Genomic DNA, 22,167 nt, shown 5'->3' on the forward strand with positions numbered 1-22,167 from the left:
TTTTATGTAAATGAATAGTTCAATTTATACAGATATCAGCAGGAAGCCGCCCGTCGAAAAGCGGGTCTAGCCGTACAGCCGCGCGTAATAACCTCCGAGCGCCAGCAGGTCCTGATGGCGGCCCCGTTCCACGACCGTTCCTTGATTCATGACCGTAATCAAATCCGCATGTTCCACAGTGCTGAGACGGTGGGCAATCAGAATGGTGGTGCGCCCCTTCATCAATACGTTCAGAGCTTGCTGTACCCAATGCTGGGATTCGTTATCCAATGCAGAAGTCGCTTCATCCAGCAGCAGAATCGGGGCGTTTTTGAGAATCGCCCGGGCGATCGCAATTCGCTGCCTTTGTCCGCCTGACAACGACGCTCCTCTCTCTCCCACCGGCGTTTTATACTGTTCAGGAAGTTCCTGAATGAAATGGTGAGCGTACGCAGCTTTGGCCGCTTCAACCACTTCTTCATCCGTTGCATCCGGATTGCCATAACGGATATTTTCCTCAATCGTGCCGGTAAACAAAAACGGCTCCTGCGGAACGTATGCAATCTGCCTGCGAATTTCGTCCAGCGTGTAATGGCCGAACGGTTTGCCCTGGAGCAGGATATCTCCGCTGTCCACAGGATAAAAGCCGAGCAGCAGCTTGATCAGCGTACTTTTACCGCTGCCGCTGGCTCCTACGATCGCAGCAACCTGACCAGGAAACACTTGCATGGACATGTCGACAAGTACCTTTTTATCTGCCTGATAGGAAAATTCCACATCGCGAAACTCCACCGCAGCCTCCGATACAAGCTCGCTACGAGAAGATCCCAGACGCTCCGGTTCCTCTTCCTCACTTAGTACCTCTTGAATCCGGTGAGCACCCGCGAGCGAATTTTGGGTCATCGACAGAACCATCCCCAAGTTCAACAAGGCGTGCGTCAGATTCACTTGCAAAACTGCCAGAGCGGCGACACTTCCCATTCCCATCAATCCGTAGGCATAAAGAAGACTGCCGATGACGATGATGCCGCAAAACGTGACGTAGCTGATAAAATGGTTCACCGCAGCCTGCATACCATTCTTTTTCGCCGTTTGCCGAAGCGTTTGCGTCATTTGTTCGTTCAACGCCTCGTACTGGCTGTAAATCGTGCGGATGCGGAACAGCTTCACAATTTGAATGCCGCCCATAAAATCTTTGAATTTTTCGGTCATTTTACCGAGCGTACGCAAGCCTTGTTCGGACAAAGCGCGGATATCCCGTGCAAATTTCAGGCTGACCAGAGAGGACAGCAGCAGAATGACGAAGGATACGCCAGCAAACCGCCAATCGATCACCACCATAGAGGCAATGGAGCCGATGCAGAAGACAACTTGAAGCAGCAAAACGAAGTAAACCTGCGAGAATGTAAACTCAACGGTCGTTACGTCGTTGTTCACTCGCGACAGCAAGTCCCCATGGTGGTTCTGCTCCAGGAATCTCGGCCGCACCCGGCACAGCTTGTCATAAAGACGTTTGCGGATATTCAGCACAGTCAGCTCGACACTGCGCTGGTATAAGTAAATGAACCAGGGAGAAATTATATTTTCCAGAAACAGGGCCACGCCCAAAATAACAAAAGCTTCCACCATCAGGGACGTATCTCGGGACACAGCGAAATCAACCAAGTTATGTACGACCAAGCTGAAGGCGATCAGAAACAATGTCTGGGTGAGCGCCGTTACAGCAAGGCCAATCGCGTACTGGGTTTTGCGCTTGCGGTTCATAAACGTCAGCAAGTAGCCGAGTTCTTTCACTTGCGAGAGCCATCCGCTCTTTTTCATGTGTATGACACCTCCCTGCGTTCGGCAGACTCGGTAAACTCCTGGTAATACGACTGGGCGTACAGTCCCTTCATCTCGAGCAATTGTTCATGAGTGCCCTTTTCGACAATACTTCCTTGTTCCATAACCCAAATTTCATCGGCGTTTTGTACCGTAGAAAGCCGGTGGGCAATCACCATGGTCGTTCTCTGCTTCATCAATACGCCCAACGCTTCCTGAACCGCGCTTTCCGACTCTGGATCAAGTGCCGATGTGGGCTCGTCCAACAGCAGAACGGGAGCATCCTTCAGAAACGCCCGAGCCATTGCAATGCGCTGGCGTTGCCCACCGGACAAAAACCCGCCGCGCTCTCCGACATACGTCTGGTAACCGTCCTCAAGCTGCATAATGAAAGAATGAGCCTGAGCGGCTTTGGCGGCTTCGATAATCTCGTCCATCGACGCTTCTTCCCGCCCATAGCCGATATTTTCGGCGATCGTACCGCTAAACAAATATGAATCTTGGGTTACTACGGAAAAATGCGACCGAAGCTGCTCCGGATCTGTACCATGGATCAGGCTTCCGAACACGCGGATCTCGCCCTGATCCTCCGGAAGTGGATAAAAGCCGCATACCAGCTTAAACACCGTGCTCTTCCCTCCGCCGCTCGCTCCGACAAGTGCAATCGTCTTGCCTTCCGGCACCGAGAAGTTAACATTCCGCAGAATCGGGGAACTCTCTTCATACCCGAAGGTTACGTTCTGAAACTGGATGGGGGCGGCGCTCGCTATTGGAAGCAAACGGCCATTTTCCGTTTCGGTCGGCTGCTCGACGATTTCGGAAACCCTTCTCAGCGCACCGGTCATTTCGAACGTGCGCGTGATGAGCTCGGGAATATGCTCCAGTGGCTCCAGACACAGATTAAGCAAGTACAGGAAGGCGATCAGTTCTCCCGCGCCTAGCTGCCCGTTGTAGATCAAATAGCTTCCGTAACTGACGGCGAAGATGATCGGGCTGATCATCAGCGTAGAAAGCAGCGGGTTGACCCAGGCTTCCCGCTTTTTCACGGCCAGCTTTTTTTGAGCCGTCAATTGCAGTAGCACTTGGTAGGAACGAGATAACATGCCAGATAGCAGGTAGCTTTTTACAATAGGCATCCCTCCAAGCGTATCCTGGAGGTTGACATTCATTCGGCCCATGTTCGCCTGGGCTTCCTCCGTCAACTGTTCCAACTGCTTCCCGATCCATTGGGAAACCAGCAGTGCTAAGGGAAATAACAGCAGGCTGTACAGCATCAGCTCCCATTGGAGATACATCAAATAAGCGAAACAGCCGATAAATAATAGCGGATGATAAAACCACTGGGCGAGGTCCCGAATCATAAATTGCTGGATGAGCTGCAGATCGTTGTTGATCCGCGACAATACGTCGCCGGAGTGCTGCTTTTCCAAATAGGGGACCGGAAGTTTGCCGATATGACGCATGACATGGTTGCGGATATCCCGCACCGCAGAGGCACTGCTTCGCTCCACACCAAAGCTCATGAAAAACTTCGCCGGCACACCGATCAAGATGACCACAAAGACCGTGTACACGATCTGCAGAACGATGGGCCCCGCCCCATTCTCAGCCTGTGTGGTCAGCTGCTCGACCAAACGTCCCGTCCATATCTCAATAACCGCGGCGGCTATTGCGGACAGGATACCCACGATCATCCAGCCTTTGTGACGGCTCACATAGGACATCAGCCAGCGGAATGCTTTCCAGGTGGCATAAACGGTTCGGCGCTTGGAAGGTGCGGCTGTGGCTTGTTCTTGAACAGACGTCTGCCGATCAACTCCCATGCAGAACCCCGGCCTCCACTTCGATCTGGCGCTTGATTTGTACTAAGATGTCACGGATGACAACGGCCGTTTCGTCCACGCGCGCGAGTTCCAGTAATTCCTCGTGTGCGCCCTCCAGCCGGTAATCGGCGTAAGCTTGCGTCGTTGCCCTCTGCCAGGACGGCAACTGGTGCTCCAGGCGGAACGCTTCGCTGTCCTTCGCAATCAATTCGTAAATCCGGGCAGTTATCGTGCCTGAATTAATAAGTTGCGCTTCGTACGTCAAGGTGGCTTTGATCTTCCGATGAACACGCTCCCGCACGAGCGGATTGCTCATTAATTCCTTCTCTTCTTCGTCGAAATCCGCAAGCATTTCTTCAAGCTCTTTCTCAGACGTTTCATAAGGTGTGAGTGTGTCCTTAATCCACGAGTCCACCATGAGCACGTCTGTTACGGAATATCCTCTACTTTCCATCGTTTTGGCTACCTCGAACGTCAGGTTGCCTCCGAAGCAGTAACCGAGCAGCACGTAAGGTCCTTCCGGCTGGATGCGAACAATCTCATCCACATAACGGTTCAGCATGGCCTCGTAATCGATGACATCGTCTATAAAATCAATGCCGTAAAGCACGAATCGGCCGTCTAACCTGCTTGCAAGCTCTCGGTAACCGATGCCGAAGCCGCTGCCTGGAGGGAAGCAGAACACGTTCAGATCTCCTTCTTTATTCAGCTTAATGAAAGAGTCTCCACCTTTATCCAGGCCCAGATCCTCCTCTCCAAAAGCCATGGCTTCAACGGTTACATGATGGAATTGGCGATTCAGCGGTATCTCGATGCCCGTTTCATCGTAAACGGCTTGAACGAGCCTAATCAGACTTAAGGAATTGCCTCCCAGCTCAAAAAAGTTATCCTTTACGCCGACCTGTGGAATGCCAAGTGTATCCTGCCAGACACGGGCGATCTTCATCTCGAGCAGTGTTCTCGGCGCAACATATTCCGTTCCTCCAGTGGCGGCTTCCTCTGGTGCGGGTAGCGCTTTGCGGTCGATTTTCCCGTTCGGGGTCAGCGGCATCCGCGAAAGCTGCACGAGGTACGAAGGAATCATATATCCCGGAAGCTGCTTGGCGAGCTGCTCCTTGAGTTCATGCGCAACCAGCCTCGTTTCCGCAACGTAATAAGCGACAAGCTGCTTATGGCCGTTTGCGTCGTCGCGGGCGAGCACCATCGCTTCTTGCATGGCGGCGATCTTCAGCAACTGCTCTTCAATCTCGCCGATTTCGATCCGGTAGCCGCGGATTTTCACCTGATGATCGATCCGCCCCCGGTAGTCGATATTGCCGTCCGGCAGCCAGCGAGCGAGATCTCCCGTCCGGTAAAGGCGTTCTCCCGGCGCAAACGGATGTTCCACAAACTTCTCTGCCGTTAGCTCCAGATGGTTCAGGTAACCTCTCGCAAGCCCTACGCCTGCCACGCATAACTCGCCGTCCACTCCGGGAGGCACAAGCTGCAGGTGGGCATCCAATATAAAAATCCGGTGATTGGACAGCGGGCGCCCGATCGGAATAACTCTGCGCTCCGGCTGCTGCTCATCCGCATCCCAAAGCGTTGTAACAATCGAAGCTTCGGTAGGCCCGTAAGCATTGAAATAGTGGACCTTCTCCTTCCACTGCTGCACAAATTCAGCCGATACCGCCGAACCTCCCGTTACAAGCTTCGTTAAGCTGGGAAGGTGGTCCGGGTTCAAATATGCGCTGTACGTCGGAGGCAAAATCGCCGCCGTAATCGCATGCTCGTTCATATAATTCTCGAACAGGCGGTTGTCGAGAATCGTCTCGGCTGTCGGGATGTACAAAGTCGCGCCAAAATAGAGCGCTTTGAACACTTCCCAGCAGGACGCGTCGAATGACAGGCTGGCGAATTGAACGATCCGGTCATGCTCCGTGATGCCCAGCCTGTCCGCGAACATCAGCTTCAAGCTGACCAAACCACGATGCTCCAGCATGACCCCTTTGGGTTTGCCCGTCGTACCTGATGTATAGATGACATAAGCCAGATCATTCGGACCACTGGCCGGCTCCAGATTCGAAGCATCCAGCACACCAGTGGATTCCGCCCCGCTATCGCCCCAAACAAAATCGTCTAATTCAAGGCGTGTTCCTTCAAAGTCGGTCTTCTCGTGCAGATGTTTTTGAATCAGCAATAACGGTGCGCCTGAATCCTCGATCATGAAGCGGATGCGCTCCTCCGGGTAGTCGGGATCGACAGGCACGAAGGCTCCACCCGCTTTAAGAATTGCCAGAATGCCGACGACCATATCAAGCGAGCGTTCGACCAGAATCGCTACCAGCTGGTCTGCTTCTACTCCTTTTTCCCGTAGCTTCAGCGCAAGGCGGTTGGATCGCTCGTTCAGCTCGCGGTAGGTCAATTGCCGCTCGTTCATGACGACGGCCACGTTATCCGGGTGATGCTCAGCCTGTTCTTCGAACAAGCCATGGATCGTTTTCCCCCGCTCGAACTCGGTTTCGGTGTCATTAAATCCCTTGAGCAGCATCTCCCTCTCGACTGGGAACAGCATATCGACTTGTCCAAGCTCCAGATCTGGCTGAAATAAAAGCATGGACAGCAACCGAACAAGATGGTCGGCCGCCTGCTCCATAAATGCCCGCTCGTACCGCTGTCCGTCAAAGCTTATTTCCAGCTTGATGGAGTGGTTTTGGCGGTCGAAGCGAAAAACGGTATCAGCCGCCACACGGTTACCCAGCGGTCCCGGATGAATCGGGGCGAAGGATGCGATGGTGTTGACGACCGGGAGGCCATGCCCCGTATAGTCCAGATGGAGCGGCTCCACCATTTTTCGAAAAGGCAGGTGCTGATGCTCCAACGCCTCGCCGATGGAGCCTTTGATGCCTCCAAGCAGCGTTTTCAGCGTAGTCTGGCTGCTTACCGATGTCTTGATCACCAAGATGTCATGCGGCGGCGTCTCGCCCTGGTCTGCGCTATACGAAGGCATGCCGACAAGCACTTGGTCCCGCCCGGTATATTTGAACAGCAGGCTTTTGACTCCTGCCAAAACAATCATGTACAGAGCCAAATCCGAACCGCTGGCGAGGCCAATGATTCTCTCCGAGAGTTCGCTCGGCAGAGTACGGTGAAGCAAGTCCGGCTCTGCCGCAGATTCCCCGCCCTCGAATAATTTGGAGGATTGACTGTATGGAAGGAAGCTCAGGCTATCATCTGCGTCAAACTTGCCGCTCCAGTACCGTTCTTCCTTTTCAAATAAAGATTTCATTCGTACCTCCCCTAAAAATGAAGTGACCGCATACCCCGACGCAGGTCTGGAAAGGCTTGCTTTCGACCTGCGCGTTTACGGGCTTGCATGTTGTTCGCGTCTTCCTTGGGATACACGCGCTGTCGCTTGATGACGGAAGCGCGCTTGTAACATTAGAATGCGAATTCGATCGTATCAACAGCACTCTTTGCGCCTGCCGCCGGTTTATGACATTCAATTCGGCTTAGCTCGAGTTGTGGATTTTCCGCAATTTGAGACAGTACCCGCAGGTAATCCTCAGTCAAGGTGCGGATCATCGTTTCTTTGAACAGCTTGGTGGCGTAGAAAAAGCCCCCGCTCAACGCCCCTTCGTTTTCATACATAAACAGCGTCAGATCAAACTTCGCTTCTTCCAAATGGTCAAGCTCGTAATTCTTCAGGCTGACCCCTTCCAGTTCGGCGTCTCGTTCTTCGATATTTTGCAAGTCGAAAACGGCATCGAACAACGGGAATCGGCCCGGCTCCCGCTTCACATTCAAACGCTCCACGAGATCCTCGAATGGATAATCCTGGTTCTCAAAAGCACCCAAAGCCGTTTCCTTCACTTCTTCCAGGTAGGACAGGAACGTTTTGTTACCCGCTGGGCGATTGCGGAGCGCCAGCGTATTAACAAACATGCCGATGACCGGCTCCAAATCGGCGTTAGTTCTTCCAGCCACCGGGGTGCCCACGATCAAGTCCTCCTGACCGCTGTACTTGGACAGCAACACAGTATAGGCCGCAAGCAGCACCATGAACAGTGTGCTTTCACACTCGGCAGCCAATTCGCGCAACCGCGCAGAGAGAGAAGCTTCGACGTCGAACTCCACATGCGCGCCTTCGTAGCTACGAACGGCAGACCGTTCGTAATCCATCGGCAGGTCCGCCGTGGGCAGCTCGCCTTCGAAGGTTTGCAGCCAGTACGCTTCCTGCCGCCCGATTCGCTCTCGGTGGGCCTTCGACTGCTGCCAAACGGCATAATCCTTGTAATGAATGCGCAGGGGTGGCAGCTGTTCTCCGGCGTAGAAACTCGAGAACTCCTCCATCACAATCTCCATTGATACACCGTCGGACACGATATGGTGCATATCGAAAAGGAGAATACGCAGGTGCGGCTCCAACTCGATGACCCCGGCGCGCAGCAGCGGCGGTTGGCCGAGATCAAACGGACGAACGAAGTTGCGGACGATCTGCTCGATTTGATCTGAATCCTCTGTATCCGCTTGATGGTGCTCGATAGCAAAATCGACCTGTGGGTATATCCGCTGAACCACTTCGCCCTTCATCATTTCAAAACCGGTGCGCAGCGATTCATGCCGTGTTATCAATTTCCGCAAGGCGGCTTCCAACCGGTCTAAATCAAACTCACCTTCCACCTGCACCAGTTCCGGCATGTTGTAAAGCTGATCTGCTCCATCCAGCGTGTGCTGAATGAACAGCCGTTTCTGCGCGGAGGACAGAGGGTAATACTCTCTCTGCTCCGCTTGAGGAATGGCCTCATGCTCCCGCCGTTCCATCCGGGCGATCGCCTCGGCCATCGCCGCAATCGTTGAGTGGCGGAATACGTCGCGCAGCGGGAGGTTGACGTTTAGTTCCTTAAATACCTTGCCTGCCAGTGACGTCGCCCGCAGGGAGTGACCGCCGATGTCGAAGAAGTTGTCGTGAACGCCAATCTGCTTCGCAAGCCCCAGTACCTCCTGCCAAATCACCGCCAGCTTCATTTCCAGCTCATTGCGCGGTGCGACATACTCCGTTCCACTTCCCGCTTCCCCTTCCGGCGCTGGCAGCGCCCTCCGGTCTATTTTCCCGTTCGGTGTCAGAGGCAGATGCTCTAGCTCCACGAAGTACGACGGGATCATGTAACCCGGCAGCTCCTGTGCCAGCGCGCTGCGCAGATCGTTCACTGCCAGCTTCGCTCCGGTATCCGGCGTGTAATACGCACATAGCGCCTTCTGCCCGTTCGCGTCATTTCGAACCAGCACCACCGCTTCGCACACACCTTCCACCCGCAACAGCTGCGACTCGATCTCTCCCGTCTCAATCCGGTAGCCCCGGATTTTCGCTTGGTTGTCGATCCGGCCGATGAAGTCCACGTTGCCGTCCTCCATCCACCGCGCCAAATCTCCCGTGCGGTACAACCGCTCGCCCACAGCGAACGGACTGTCTACGAACTTCTCTTCCGTCAGCTCCGGTCGGTTCAAGTACCCACGCGCCACGCTGACGCCGCCGATGACCAGTTCGCCCAGCACGCCGACTGGTACGGGATTCAGATGTGCGTCCACGATGTGAAATTTCGCATTCAGCCACGCTTTGCCGATCGGCACATGGCCTGTCTGCGGCAGCTTCATCAGCGGTTCGTCATAGAAACTGGAGTCGATCGCCGCTTCCGTCACACCGTAAGCGTTAATGATGCGGAACGACGAGCTGAAGCGTTCCTGCAAGGTTCGGTAATCCGCCACACTGCAGCTGTCCGAGCTTGTAATCAACAGCTCCATCCCGCTGAACTCCAACCCCTGTTCATGTACGTATTCCATAAACGGCACGATCAGCGCCGGTGTTGATTCAAAGATCGTCACTTGCTCCCGCTCTATCCAGTAGTGCAGACGAGACGGATCGATCCGGTCGTCCTTCGGTACAATCACCATCGTGCCTCCGTTGTACAACGTCCGCGCGATATCGCCCACAAACACGTCAAACGAGAAGCTCGCGAGCTGCAACAGCCTTACCGGAAACTGATCCAACCGGTATTCCCGCCGGTAACCCGCTGCCGTGTTCACCAGGCTGCGGTGCTCGATCATCACACCTTTTGGCTTGCCCGTCGTTCCCGATGTGTAGATCACGTACGCCAGATCCTCTGGGCGGGCTTCATGGAAGCTGTCCATGCCAACAACATCAAAATCAACATCATCGACAACATCCAGATGGTTCCGATCCGCACTGTTCACAGCCCCCGTTAGTTTGCCAGAGTCCCGGCTGGAAGCCATGCAGGAGCCTTGATCAAAGCACATCGGGGCATTTGCCCGATCTTCGCTGTACGACGCTTCGTCGTCGAGGTACAGCACCGACATCAGCGCCAGCTCCTCTTCGCGGAGCCAGGCCTCGGCACGTTCTCGCAGCGGCGTTTGTGTCAACAGTACCTTCGCTCCGCTGTCTTCGAGCATAAACCGCACGCGGTCCGACGGATAATCCGGGTCGAGGGGTACATACGCCCCGCCGGCTTTCCAGACGGCCATCACGGCCACCAGCAAGTCCACCGAACGCTCGGCGAGAATGCCAACGATTGACTCCCGGCCGATGCCATTTGCACGCAGCGTGACCGCTAAGCGGTTCGCTCGCTCGTTCAGCTCCACATACGTTAGGCGGTTATTTTCATACACAACGGCCTCCGCTTCCGGCGTACACTCTGCCTGTTTCTCAAACAGACGGTGGAACGTAGCCGCAGGAGCCGCTTCTAGCTGCGCTGGATTAAACGCATTGAGAACTTGTTCTTTTTCCTCTGCTGTCAGCAAGTTCAGCTCGGCAATCTTCGCATCTGGACGGTTTACAATTGTCAGGAGCAACTGCTCGTAATGTTTTGCCAGCCGTTCAATCGTCTCCCTTTTGTAAAGAGCTGTCGCATATTCAAAGCTGTAATCCAAGCCGCCGTTCTCCTCGCCCACATCCAAGCTGATATCAAACTTCGCAGTATCAAGTACGCTCGGATAAGGAATCAGGCGAAGCCCTTCCAGCTCAAATTGCTCGTTCTCCGTATTCTGCATCGTAAACATCGTGTCGAAGAGCGGATTGCGGCTTAAATCACGGGTGACTTGCACCTTGTCCACCAATTGTTCAAACGGATAGTTCTGATGCTCAAAGGCACGCAGAGTTGTTTCTTTGACTTCGTTCAGATATGACAGGAATGTTTTCTCCGAAGACGGATAACTGCGAATCGCCAGCGTGTTTAGGAAAATCCCGATCAACGGCTGCACATCTCCATGATTCCTTCCGGCAATCGGCGTACCAACGATTACGTCTTCCTGACCTGAATATTTATGCAAAAGCACGTTATACGCCGCAAGCAGCACCATAAACAGCGTCGTGCCCGTTTCCGAAGCCAGCTGTTTCAGGCCGCCGGTTTTTGAAGCGTCGAAGGAAAACTCCAGCGTTTGACCTTCGTAGCTCTGTACAGCCGGACGTGGATAGTCGGTCGGCATTTCCAGCACCGGAAGCTCGCCCTGGAACATGTCCAGCCAATACGCCCCCTGATGCTGAAGCCGTTCCTGCTGCTCCTGCGAATGCTGCCAAACGGTGTAGTCTTTGTACTGAATGCGTAGCGGCTCCAATTGCTCTCCACCATACAAACGTACGAATTCTTCAACAAAGATTTCCATTGAAACGCCGTCAGAAATAATATGATGCATGTCGTACATCAGAATATGGCGTTCCGGAGCCAGCTCAACAAGGCCTACCCTCAACAGCGGTGGCTTAGCCAAGTCAAACGGACGGACGAAACCGTGAACCACCGCTTCGACCTCTTGCTCATCCGCTTGATAGAACTCCACCGCAAAATTCACGTCCTGGTAAACCCGCTGTGATGCTTCTCCATCCACCATTTCAAACCCGGTGCGCAACATTTCATGCCGCGCCACGAGCTTACGGAACGTTTCTTCGAACCTTGCCCGGTCCAAAGCACCCTCCAGCAGCATCGCTTCCGGCATGTTGTAGCTAAGCTCCGCAACTTCCAGCTGATTCAGAATAAAGAGACGTTTTTGAGCAAAAGATTGCGGGTACACCTCTCGGCCATCCGTCACCGGAATGGAAACAAATATCTGCTGATCCAGCCGAGAAATAGCGGTAGCCATGCTCTCGATCGTGGAATGGCGGAACACGTCGCGCAGTGGCAGATCCACGTTCAACTCTTTATGAATCTTGCTGACCAACGTTGTCGCGCGCAGGGAGTGGCCACCGATGTCGAAGAAGTTGTCGTGAACACCAATCTCCTTCGCAAGCCCCAGCACCTCCTGCCAAATCGCCGCCAGCTTCGTTTCCAGCTCATTGCGCGGTGCGACGTACTCCGTTCCGCTTTCCGCTTCCCCTTTCGGCGCTGGCAGCACCTTCCGGTCTATCTTTCCGTTCGGTGTCAAAGGTAGACGCTCCAGCTCCACGAAGTACGACGGGATCATGTAACCCGGCAACTCCTGTGCCAGGGCACTGCGCAGATCGTTCACCAACAGCTTCGCACCGGTATCCGGCGTGTAATACGCACACAGCGCCTTCTGACCGTTCGCATCACTTCGAACCAGCACCACCGCTTCGCGCACACCTTCCACCCGCAGCAACTGTGACTCGATCTCACCCGTCTCGATCCGGTAGCCCCGGATTTTCGCCTGGTTGTCGATTCGGCCGATGAAGTCCACGTTGCCGTCCTCCATCCACCGCGCCAAGTCTCCTGTGCGGTACAGCCGCTCACCAGCGGTGAAGGGACTGTCTACAAACTTCTCTTCCGTCAGCTCTGGACGGTTCAAATACCCGCGAGCTACCCCGACTCCGCCGATAACCAGCTCGCCCAACACACCGACCGGTACTGGGTTCAGTTGTGCATCCACGATGTAGAAATTCGCATTCAGCCACGCTTTGCCAATCGGCACATGGCCTGTCTGCGGCAGCTCCTTCAATTCTTCGTCATAGAAACTGGAGTCAATTGCCGCTTCCGTCACGCCGTAGGCGTTAATAATGCGGAACGATGAGCCAAAACGCTCCTGCAAGGTCCGGTAATCCGCCACACTGCAGCTGTCCGAGCTTGTGATGAGCAGCTCCATCCCACTCAACTCCAGCCCTTGCTCGTGCACGTATTCCATAAACGGTACGATCAGTGCTGGTGTTGATTCAAAGATCGTCACTTGCTCCCGCTCTATCCAGTGGTGAAGGCGAGACGGATCAATCCGATCATCCTTCGGTACAATGACCATGGTGCCTCCGTTATACAACGTGCGTGCGATATCACCCACGAACACGTCAAACGAGAAGCTGGCGAGTTGCAGTAGCCGGACTGGGAACTGATCCAACCGGTATTCCCGCCGGTAGCCCGCTGCCGTGTTCACCAAGCTGCGGTGCTCAATCATTACACCCTTCGGCTTGCCTGTTGTCCCCGACGTGTAGATCACGTACGCTAGGTCCTCAGGACGAGCTTCATGGAAGCTGTCCAAGCCAGCAACCTTCAGATGACTCGGATCATCGCTGTTCACAGCACCCGTCAGCTCGCCGGAGACTTTACCGGAAACCATGCTGGAGCCAAGCGGTGCATTCTCCCGGTTTTCGCTGTATGACATTTCGTCGTCGAGGTACAACACCTTTGCAAGTGCCAGTTCCTCTTGGCTGAGCCAGGCTTCAGCACGCTCTCTCAGCAGCGTTTGTGTCAGCAGCACCTTCGCTCCGCTGTCTTCAAGCATAAACCGCACGCGGTCCGCCGGATAATCCGGGTCAAGCGGTACATATGCCCCGCCTGCTTTCCAGACGGCCAGCACGGCCACCAGCAGGTCCACCGAGCGCTCGGCGAGAATGCCAACAATCTCCTCCCGGCCGATTCCACTTGCGCGCAGTGTGGCCGCTAAGCCGTTCGCCCGTACGTTCAGCTCCGCATACGTCAGCCGATCGTTCTCGTATACAACGGCTTCCGCTTCCGGAGTGCTCTCCGCCTGTTCCTCAAACAGTCGGTGAAACGCGGCCACAGGAGCCACTTCCGATTGCATCGGGTGAAACGCGCCGAGAATCTTCTCTTTTTCATCTGCTGTCAACAAGTCCAACTCGGCAATCTTCGCATTCGGATGGCTTACGATCGCCGCAAGCAAATGTCCAAAATGAATCGACAGCCGCCGGATCGTGCTTTCTTTATAAAGAGCCGTTGCGAATTCAAAGTTGCACTCCAGTCCGCCATTTTCTTCCGTAACATCCACACTCAGGTCGAACTTGGCCATACCATATTCGCTAGGGTACGGGGACAATTTCAGCCCTTCCAGCTCAAACTCTGACTCCTCCAGGTTTTGCAGGGAGAACATCGTGTCAAACAGCGGGTTGCGGCTCAAATCCCGGCTAACCTGCACTTTATCAACGAGTTCTTCGAACGGATAATTCTGATGCTCGTAAGCGCCTAAAGTCGTTTCTTTCACTTCTTCCAAATACGACAGGAAGGTCTTCTCCGAAGCCGGATAATTGCGGATCGCCAGCGTGTTGACAAACATTCCGATCAAAGGCTGCGTGTCGCCGTGCGTTCTGCCCGCAATCGACGTTCCGACGATCAAATCGTCCTGACCTGTGTATTTATGCAAAAGCACGGTATATGCGGCAAGCAACACCATATATAGCGTCGTTCCTCTTTGAGCGGCCAGCTGTTTCAAGCCTTCGTTCGTTGCCTCGTCCACGAAGGACGTTAGCGTATGTCCCTCATAGCTCTGTACAGCAGGACGCGGATAGTCCGTTGGCATTTCCAGAACCGGCAGCTCGCCCCGGTAACGGTCCAGCCAGTAAGCTTCCTCGCGTTTCAATTGAATTTTTTGCTCGTCCGATTGCTGCCATACCGCATAGTCCTTGTACTGAATGTGCAAAGGCTCTAATGACTCACCGCCATACAGACGAACGAGTTCCTCAACGAACACGTCCATCGAAACCCCGTCGGAGATAATATGGTGCATGTCAAACATCAGTAAATAACGATCGGCGGCCAGCTCTACGAGCTCGGCACGCAGCAGCGGTGGCTTCGCCAAGTCGAAAGGTCGGATAAAAGCCTGCACGACTGCAGACGCTTCTTCCTCGTTCGCATGTCGACACACGACGGAAAAATCAACGCTCTCGTAAATACGCTGTACCGCTTCGCCTTGCACGACCTCAAATCCGGTTCTCAACGTTTCATGACGTTGGATCAGTCCGCGGAAAGCTTTCTCCAGCAGGCTATGATCAATCGATCCTTCGAGCAGCAGCACACCCGGCATGTTGTAGCTCTGATCGGCTCCTTCCAGCTGATTCAGGATAAACAGCCGCTTCTGAGCTGAGGAAAGTGGATAATACGCTCTTGCGCCTACCAGCGGAATCGACGAGAACGAATGTTCTTCGATCCGGGAGAGGGCGAGAGCCATCTGTTCGATCGTTGAGTAGCGGAATACGTCGCGCAGAGGCAACTCGACGTTCAACTCCTGATGCACCTTGCTCACCAGTGTCGTTGCCCGCAGGGAATGGCCGCCCAAGTCAAAGAAGTTGTCATGAACCCCGATGTGCTCCAATCCAAGCACGCTTTTCCATATTTCAGCCAAGTTGGCTTCGAGCGGAGTCCGAGGCGGAGTATGTCCTTCGCCTGGCTGCAAGCTCTCCTCAGGTGCCGGGAGGGAGCGGCGGTCAACCTTGCCATTCGTCGTCAGCGGGAGACGCTCCAACTGGATCAGGTACGCCGGGATCATATAGGTCGGCAGTTCCTGAGACAGCATGCTCTTCAGCTCGGCCGCCGGAAGCTCACAGTCCGCTTCATAATAGGCGCAAAGCTGCTTTTCGCCGGACACGTTTTCCCGCGCGAATACTGTCGTTTTCCGAATTCCCTCCACTTTCTGAAGCTGAGCTTCGATCTCGCCCAGCTCTATGCGGAAGCCACGGATTTTCACTTGGTCGTCCGTTCGTCCCACATATTCAATCGTGCCGTCCAGTAGCCATTTCGCCAAATCCCCCGTCCGGTACATGCGCTCTCCTGACGTAAAAGGATTGTGCACAAATTTCTCCGCCGTCAGTTCCGGCCGGTTATTGTAGCCCCGTACCAAACCTTCTCCACCGACACATAGCTCCCCGACCACGCCGATCGGCAGCAGCTTATTCCGGCTGTCGACGATATACACCGTCGTATTGCTGATTGGTCGTCCGATAGGAACGGTAAGCGCCGACTCATCAACGAAGTCGACCGGAAGGTACGTGGTAAATATCGTGCTTTCCGTCGGTCCGTACACATGGTTGAGCCTACCCGCTCCAAGATGGGCGAGTGCTTTACGTACATGACCAACCGAGACACGCTCTCCTCCAAACAAAATCGCCCGGACATCCCGAAAACAATGGACGTTCACATCTACAAGCACGTTGAAGAAAGCCGTCGTAATAAACATGACCGATATGCGCTGGCGCTGGATGAGATCCGCCAGTAGACCAATTTCCAGCAACGTCTCGCGGGGAACCAGCACCAGCCGCGCCCCGTTGGTCAAAGCACCAAAAATATCGAAAATCGCTCCGTCGAACGAATAGCTCGAAAGCTGGAGGACATGATCGCGATTGGTGATGTCGATATAATTTGTATTTTGCACAACGCGCACGATGTTGCGGTGCGAAACAAGGTTGCCTTTTGGCTTGCCCGTCGTGCCTGACGTATAGATCACGCAGGCCAGATCTGTCGCTTCAATCCCTTGATTTAGGTTTGTTCCGTCCTCGTGATAGAAGGACTCGTCATCCAGTAAAATCAACGAGTCCACACCCGCCAGGCGCTCGCGCAAGCGGCTTTGTGTCAGCATAACCTGCGCTCCTGAATCCTCTATCAAGAAACGGATACGCTCCTCTGGATATTCCGGGTCAATCGGTACGTAAGCGGCTCCGGCTTTGTGTGCTGCCAGTATACCTACAACCATTTCGATGGAACGCTCAGCCATAATGGCGACCAGACGTCCTTGAGATATCCCGTGGCTGCGCAAGGTACGGGCAAGGCGGTTGACGCGTTCATTCAACTCGCGGTAAGTCATCTCTTGCTCATTAAAGGAAATGGCAGCTGCATCCGGGATGTACTCCGCCTGCTCTTCGAACAATTGAATGAGTGTCTTCCCGCGCGGAAATTCCGTTGTGGTGTCGTTAAAATGTCCGAGAAGGTCGGCCTTTTCTGCCTCGGTCACAAGTTCCAGCTCGCCCACGGTAATTTCCGGGTTATCCGTTACCTGTTCCAGCAGATGCACGAGATGCCCCTTGAGCCGCTCGATGCTGTCTTTATCGAACACTTCGGCGTTAAAGTCGAATCGAATTTCGATCTCGGCTCCCGGCACCACAGTCACGTTGAAGTTATAGTTCGTCTGCTCCTCCATCTGAACGTCAGCAATTGTCAGGCCGCCGTGCTGCTGCTCCCCCGCCTGCTCCATCTGCTCGTCCACCGGATAGTTCTCGAAAGCGATGATATGGTTGATCAGATTCTGCTTTTGCACGCTGCGAGCTTGAATTTCATACAGCGGATAGTAATCATAACGCCCGGAATCCAGCGCCCGCTCTTGGAGCTTCGCCATAAGGTCGGCGAACACGGTGTCCACTTCGCTATTGACGCGGACCGGCACCGTATTGATGAACAGCCCGATCATAGACTCAATGCCCGGGATTTCCGCCGGTCTTCCGGCCACGACACTACCGAATACGGCATCGTTTGTTCCGTTATATTTTTGCAGCATCACTCCCCAAACGGCTTGCAGCAGCGTATTGACTGTAACCAGGTGCTGTTTCGCCACCCGGTCCATCCGTTTGCTCAAGTCCTTGCCTAGTTCGGCGGTGACGTGATCAGCCGTAAATCTGCCGCTCGGCGCTGGTTCCTTTTGCCCCGGAAGTACGGTTTGCCCTTCGTAGCCTGTCAGGAACGCCGTCCAATAGACGGATGCCGCCTGATCGTCCTGTTTCTCCAACCATTCGATATAATCGCCATAATCCGATCCTTTACCTCCCGCTGGCTGCTTCCCAGAGGTCAGGGCCGAGTATATCTCAAACAACTCCTGCGTCAGCTGAGCCAGGCACCAGCCGTCCATCAAAATATGCTGGAAACTCCACAGAACGTGATAACTTTGCTCTTCGGTGCGCAGAATCGTAAACCGAACGAGCGCATCATGTTCCATGTCGAAGCCACGAAGCTTGTCCTCCTCGGCCTTTTCATCCAAGTAAGCTTGTTTCTCGTGTACCTGCAAATGAAGCAGCTCTTCATATTCAAAGCCGACTGGCTTATCGCGGTATATGATTTGCAGCGGCTCGCCTGCTGGTCCATTCACAAAATTCGCCCGCAGCACCAGATGACGTTTTGCAAGCTCCATCCAGCTCCTCTCAAAAAGCTGGACGTCGAGCGCTCCCCGCATCGTAAACCGCGTCTGCTCAAAGTAAGCTGCCGTTTGCCGGTCAAGCGCGCTGTGGAACCACATACCCTTTTGCATCGGCGTCAGCGAGTAAATATTTTCGATTTCCCCGAGATGACTCGAGCGCTGGGCGATTTGCTCCAATTCTGTGATGGTCAAGCCTTTAAATTGCACGTCGCTTGGCGTCAATTCGGTGTTCTCTTTGCCTGCGCAGTGGGTAATGAGCTCTCGGAGACTTTGCTCAAGCCGCTGAGCGAAGGCTTCCATCGTTTCCTTGTGATACTGCTTCCGGCTGTAGCTGAGATCGAGCGATAAAGCACCGTCCAGCACCATACCGTTGATATCCAGCACAAAGCTGCGGGCCTGCCGGTCGCTAGCCGGGCTGCCACTGGAATAAGAAGATATGCCGATCTCGCCCTGGTTGACATCATCGTCGAACTGGCCGAGGTAGTTAAAATTAATTTCCGGTTCTGCGCCCCAAACCAAGCCATCCTCCGATTTCGAAAGATAGCGGCATATGCCGTACCCAAGCCCCTTGTTCGGAATGCGGCGCAAGTTTTCCTTGACCTGTTTAACCTGATAGGTCAAATCCCGGTCGGTTTCCGGCTCCAGGACGACCGGAAACTTGGTCGTAAACCAGCCGACTGTGCGCGTGATGTCGATATCCGTTCCGATCGATTCACGTCCGTGTCCTTCGAGATTGATCCGCACCCGTTCGTGCCCCGTCCATTTGCGTAAGGCTATGCCGAGCGCCGTTACCAAAATATCATTCATTTCGGTGTTGAAGGCACGGTGAACCCGCTTCAGTAGCAGCTCCGTTTCTTCGCGAGCCAAACGGACAAACAGCGATTCGCTGTCCTGCTGCGTCGTAACATCCGCCTCCATATCCTTCGGCACGGCCGGAACCTCCATTTGATCCACGGCCTGCCAATAGGCCCGTTCCTTCGCCATCTCCGGGCTTTGCGCGTAAGCAGCCAACTGCTCGGACCAAGTGCGGTACGCATCTGTTTTCGAAGGGAAACGAATTTCTTCGCTTTTGCCAGTCTGCTCGTAACCTAGAGCGAAATCCTCCATCAAAATTCGCCAAGACACGCCGTCTACCACGGCATGATGAACCGCGAGCAGCAAATGATCTCCATCCTCGCACTGGAACAGTCCCGCCTTCATGAGAGGCCCGTTCTCCAGATCGATGCCTGCTTGAATGTCCGTTGCCTTCGCTTCCACAGCCTGCGTGGGATTCTCCGCATCCTTGAAGTCGAACACGTCCAGCGTGAACATCACGTCTTCCTGAATCGCGCGGTTCCGTGCGCTAAACCCTTGTTCCGTTTTGCGGAACACCATCCGTAAGGCGTCATGATGCTCGGCCAGCTTTTGCAGCACCTGACGTACCATCTCTTCGTCGAAGCGTTCCTTCCGGTACAGCATCACCGACTGGTTGAAATGATGCGGGTCCGCAAAGGAGCTCTCGAAAAACCAATGCTGAATCGGCGTCAGCGCCGTTTCACCCGTAATTTCGCCTTGATCGATGGTACGTCCGATCGGTATCACATGCAGGCTAAGCTGTGAGATCGTCGGATATTTGAACAAATCCCGGATTTCCAGCTTGTACCCGGCTTGATGAAGCCGCGAAGATACTTGAATGGACTTGATCGAGTCTCCGCCCAGCTCGAAGAAATGATCCGTTACCCCAACGCGATCGGCGTTCAATACCGCCTGCCACACATCGGCAAGCGTCCGCTCGGCTTCATTGCGTGGAGCTACGTACTCGCCGCCGGTCAGTGCGTTTCCTTCCGGGGCAGGCAAAGCCTTGCGGTCGATTTTGTCGTTCGGCGTGAGCGGCATCTGCGGAAGCTGAACAAAATGTGCCGGAATCATGTAATTCGGCAATTTTTGCGCCAGCGCGCTTCTCAGCTCGCCGAGCGTAAGAGGGAGACTAGCGACCAGGTAAGCGCACAGTTCTTGCCCGCTTTTTCCTTCCCGCGCAATCACAATCGTCTCCTGCACCGAGTCGATCTTCAGAAGCTGATCTTCAATCTCACCGACCTCGATTCGGAATCCACGGATTTTCACCTGATGGTCGATTCGGCCCAAGTACTCCATATTACCGTCCGGCAGCCAGCGGGCGAGATCTCCTGTCCGGTAAAGGCGTTCTCCCGGCGCAAATGGATGTTCCACAAATTTCTCTGCCGTCAGTTCCGGTTGGTTCAGGTAACCTCTCGCAAGCCCCACGCCTGCCACGCACAGCTCGCCGTCCACTCCCGGAGGCACAAGTTGCAGGTGGGCATCCAAAATAAAAATCTGATGATTGGACAGCGGGCGCCCAATCGGAATGACTCTGCGCTCCGGCTGCTGCTCATCCGCATCCCAAAGCGTCGTAACAATCGAAGCTTCGGTAGGGCCGTAAGCATTGAAATAGTGAACCTTCGCTTTCCACTGCTGCACGAATTCGGCCGATACCGCCGAACCTCCCGTTACAAGCTTTGTTAAGCTGGGAAGACGGTCCGGGTTCAAATGAGCGCTGTACGTCGGAGGCAAAATCGCCGCCGTAATCGCATGCTCGTTCATATAACTCTCGAACAGCCGAGTGTCGAGAATTGTTTCGGCTGTCGGGATGTACAAAGCCGCGCCAAAATAGAGTGCTTTGAAAACCTCCCAGCAGGATGCGTCGAAGGACAAGCTCGCAAATTGAACGATCCGGTCATGCTCCGTGATACCCAGCCTGTCTGCGAACATCAGCTTCAAGCTGACCAAACCACGATGCTCCAGCATGACCCCTTTGGGTTTGCCCGTTGTACCTGACGTATAAATGACATAAGCAAGATCGTGTGGACCACTGGCCGCCTCCAGGTTCGAGCCATCATCGCTATAGGCCTGCTTGTCATCTAGCGCCAATACGGTCCCTTCGAACGGGACTTGCTGTAACAGCTCTCTTTGAGTCAGCAGCAGCTGCGCGTTCGAGTTCTCCAGAATGTAGCGAATACGTTCTTCCGGGTACTCCGGGTCAATCGGCACGTAGGCACCGCCAGCTTTCAGAACCGCCAGAATGCCAATGACCGTCTCCAGCGATCTCCTGACCATCAAGCCTACCAACTGATTGGGCAGCACACCGACCGATCGTAGCGTACGCGCCAGCTGGTTCGCCCGTTCGTTCAACTCTGCGTATGAAAGCCGCTGCCCCTCAAAAACAACCGCAGTCGCCTGGGGCACACGCTTCGCTTGCTCCTCCACAAGCTGATGAATCGTCCGATCACGAGGATAGTCCTTCTCGGTATCGTTGAAGCTTTGTATTAATTGAAATTTTTCGTCCTCCGACAGCATGTCCGCTCGCACGATGTCCAGCTCCAGCTCATGAAGCCCGACGGACAGCAGGCGATTCAGATGGCCGACGACCCGATTCATGAACTCGGAGTCATATAAGTGCTCGTTATATGACAGCGCTAGCTGTATCGTCCCGCCGGTTAAACTGAATTCAAACGAACAGTCTGTGATCACGTTTTTCCCAATTTCGTCCAGATGCAGCTCCTTAAGGGATACTAGCGTATGGACGAAGGGTATCCCTTCTGCATATTGCAGATCCAACTTCTCCGTCATTTTCAAGAACGGAATATGTTGATGCTGAATGGCTTCAGGCAAGGAAGTCCTCAGTTCGCTCAGAAGCGTTTTAAAAGTTGCCCCCACCAAAAGCGAGTTTTTCAAAATGACCGTATGATTAACGGATCGCCGTGTCTCCGCCTTTTTCCGCACAACCGGCATGCCGACCAGAATGTCTGAAGCTCCTGTATATTTATGCAAGAGTGCCTGAACACCTGCGAGCAAAATCATAAAAGCAGCCAGCGGAGCACCCTTGCTCATTTGAAGGACGCGCTGCGCCGCTTCCTCCGAAAGCGAACCGCCAACGGTTTTCACATTGGGCACCAGGGAGTTTGGAGCTTTGCTGTAAGGCAACCGCGTCAAGGTATAATCGTCACTACCGAATTTTTCGTTCCAAAACAACGTTTCTTTTTCAAAAGCCATCTGGATCGTTCCCCTCTCTTCATCGGTAAAAGCAATCCGGCAGAGCATATGCCGAAGCAACGCTCCCCTCCTTTTCAAACATCTGACAACAATATCAATGGCTTACGCCATGTCACCGCTTGGATTGCCCGGTTGATCGCATGCGGCAATCCTC

4 protein-coding genes are annotated in these 22,167 nt (G+C 54.1%); all 4 read right to left on the minus strand.

What is annotated here, in order from left to right; genetic code table 11:
* Positions 1-66: 66 nt before the first annotated feature.
* The 4 genes from MHI12_RS26570 to MHI12_RS26585 all read right to left on the minus strand — a co-directional run bounded on the left by MHI12_RS26570 (position 67) and on the right by MHI12_RS26585 (position 22,061).
* Positions 67-1,800, minus strand: coding sequence for an ABC transporter ATP-binding protein (locus MHI12_RS26570; RefSeq protein WP_405170781.1), 1,734 nt, complete (start codon positions 1,798-1,800; stop codon positions 67-69).
* A complete protein-coding gene (locus MHI12_RS26575; RefSeq protein ID WP_405170782.1) occupies positions 1,797-3,623 on the minus strand; it encodes an ABC transporter ATP-binding protein in 1,827 nt (608 codons plus the stop codon). Before MHI12_RS26575 ends, MHI12_RS26570 begins: the two co-directional genes overlap by 4 nt.
* Positions 3,613-6,891 carry a non-ribosomal peptide synthetase gene (locus MHI12_RS26580; protein ID WP_405170783.1) on the minus strand — a complete coding sequence of 1,093 codons (3,279 nt, stop codon included), beginning with the start codon at positions 6,889-6,891 and terminating at the stop codon, positions 3,613-3,615. The genes MHI12_RS26575 and MHI12_RS26580 overlap by 11 nt, the downstream gene beginning before the upstream one ends.
* Before the next feature lie 152 nt (positions 6,892-7,043).
* Positions 7,044-22,061, minus strand: a complete 15,018-nt coding sequence (locus tag MHI12_RS26585; RefSeq protein ID WP_405173060.1) for an amino acid adenylation domain-containing protein — start codon at positions 22,059-22,061, stop codon at positions 7,044-7,046.
* Positions 22,062-22,167 lie beyond the last annotated feature (106 nt).

The organism is Paenibacillus sp. FSL H8-0280 (assembly GCF_045040665.1).
Taxonomy (GTDB): domain Bacteria; phylum Bacillota; class Bacilli; order Paenibacillales; family Paenibacillaceae; genus Paenibacillus; species Paenibacillus xylanexedens_A.